The sequence below is a fragment of the Longimicrobium sp. genome (assembly GCF_036554565.1).
Lineage (GTDB): Bacteria > Gemmatimonadota > Gemmatimonadetes > Longimicrobiales > Longimicrobiaceae > Longimicrobium.
In genome coordinates this window covers 1-2091 of record NZ_DATBNB010000163.1, presented here as the reverse complement: position 1 = coordinate 2091, position 2091 = coordinate 1, and the positions used below count along the sequence as shown (strand labels likewise).

The window sequence follows — 2091 nt, the reverse complement described above, 5'->3', positions numbered from 1 at the left end:
GACTATGCGTCGGAGTGGAACTACCACGCGCGCAACAAGCGGTTCTCCTCGGTGGACAACACGCGGTTCGGGGTGAACGTGGTCGTCTATGCGCTGACCCGATGAGGCTGCCGCTGGCGCTTCGTGGCGCCGTCCTGCTGCTGCTCGTCGCTGCCCTCGCCCCGCCGCTCTGGCGCACGCCCAGTGGCCCCGCCGGACCCGTGTGGATCGAGAACGCCCGCGCGCTCGAGGCGCAACGCGACTCGCTGCTGGTCGGCTCGCCCGTTCCCGCCATCGCCCGTGCGTCCGCGGAGCCGCCGACCGCGCGGGAACTGGAGGTGCTGGCCGCGGCCTCGCGCCGCGCGCCGCTCTACGCCGCGCTCCCGAGGGAGGCCGCCGTCGTGCAGGCGCAGCCACCCGCACGGCCGCTGGCGGGTCGCGCCGCTGCCGTGGGTTTCCGCATCCGCGCGCAGCCGGGTGACAGCGTGCTGGTGCGCATCAGCGACGACACGGGCGTGCTGGACAGCCTGCGCATTCGCGTGGACGCGTCCGGCACCGCGGGGGGCGCTTTCCGCGTTCGTCCTCCGCGCGCGGGGTGGCGGGAGTGGACGGTGGATGCCGACGGGCAGACGGCCCGGACCGGAGCCTGGGTGGATTCCGCCGGTCCGCCCCGCGTGCTGGTCCGCGCTGGATTTCCGCACTGGGAAAGCAAGTTCGTCGTTCGCGCCCTGGAAGAATCTGGCGCGACGGTGGAGACGGCGTTCGACCTGGGCCGCGGCCAAGCCGTGGCGGCTGGAGGCGGCGCCGTCACGGCGGAGCGCCTGGCGCGCGTGGACGCGGCCGTGGTCCTGACCGCCGCGCCCGCGGGAGAATCCGAGCGGCGGCTGCTGGCTGACTGGGCGGCGGGACGGGGCGGCGGCGTGCTCCTGGTGGGCGGCGCGGCGGGCGCGGGCGCGTTCGGAATCGTGAGGGATCCCGGCCGCGTGCGCGCGGTGGACGGCCCGTCGCTCGTGTGGACGCTGCCCCCCGAACTCGCGCCGCTCCCGGCGGATCGCGTCCGCTCCGGCGCGGTGCTCTTCGGTGGCGTGCGGCCCGGGGCCTGGATGGCGGCATCGTCGCCGGGCGGTGGCGTGTTGGGTCTGCGCCCCCTCGGCCGCGGGCGCGCGGCGTCGCTGGCGCTGACGGAAACCTGGCGGTGGCGGATGGAGGCCGGCTGCATCGCCGAGCACCGCGAGTTCTGGCGCGCGCTGGTGGACTGGCTGGCCTCCGCTCCGCGCGATCCGCTGACGATCTCCGTGCCGGAACCCGTCGCCCCGGCCGGGGTGCAACGGGAGGTAGTCGTCTACGCGATGGCGGAAGCCGCGCCGCCGCCCCTGATCGTCAGCCGCCCAGGCCGCACGACGGACACCCTCGCGCTCTCGGCCGATCCCGCGCGACCGGGCGTGCTGCGCACGGCGTTCGTCCCGGCGGACACGGGGCTGTATACGCTCGCCTTCGCGGGCCGCACCCCATCCGCCGCGTTGCGCGCAACCGCGTCCACCGGCGGCGCGGACGACGGATGGGCGAGGCTCGCGGTTCTCGTCGGCGCGTCGAGAGGGCGGATGCTGCACGCGGACTCGCTGCGTCCCATCATCCAGGGCCTTACGCCGGAGGGCGCACGGGATACGTCGCGCCTGCCGCTGGCCGCCATCCTCTTCGCCGCGCTGCTGCTCGCTGCCGCGTCGGAGTGGGCCATCCGCCGGCTCTGCGGACAGCCGTAAGATTGCCGGGTCGACGCTGCTACAGTCGCAGGGAGCTTGCATCGCCCGGTCCGCCAGACGAGATTCCCGCACCGCCGACCCATGCCACAGCCACACCATCAGCGAATGACGACGCGCCTGATCCGCCTCGCCGCCCTGATTGCGGCCGCCCTCGTGCTTCACGCCCCCGCCCGCGCCCAGCAGCCGATCCCCAAGGCCCTGCCATGGGGCATCACGGGCGCCGAGGCCGCGACCCTGCTGGCCGACAGCAGCAGAATGCGCATCGCCGCGACCCGCGCCGGGCGCGAGATCTACGCGATGTCCACGACGGGACCCGTGCAGGCGGTGGCGCTTCTTGCGCAGGACACGCTCG

At 74.9% G+C, this 2091-nt stretch carries 2 protein-coding genes and 1 pseudogene; all 3 read left to right on the top strand.

Annotated elements, in window-relative coordinates; translation table 11 throughout:
• A pseudogene (locus VIB55_RS25435) lies at positions 1-105 on the top strand (twin-arginine translocation pathway signal); the annotation flags it as partial.
• Complete coding sequence (locus tag VIB55_RS04520) at positions 102-1739, top strand: hypothetical protein (RefSeq protein ID WP_331875476.1); 1638 nt, start codon at positions 102-104, stop codon at positions 1737-1739. The pseudogene VIB55_RS25435 and the gene VIB55_RS04520, both read left to right, overlap by 4 nt.
• Before the next feature lie 105 nt (positions 1740-1844).
• Positions 1845-2091, top strand: a 247-nt coding sequence (locus tag VIB55_RS04515; RefSeq protein WP_331875475.1) for a hypothetical protein, incomplete at its 3' end; no start/stop codon positions are given.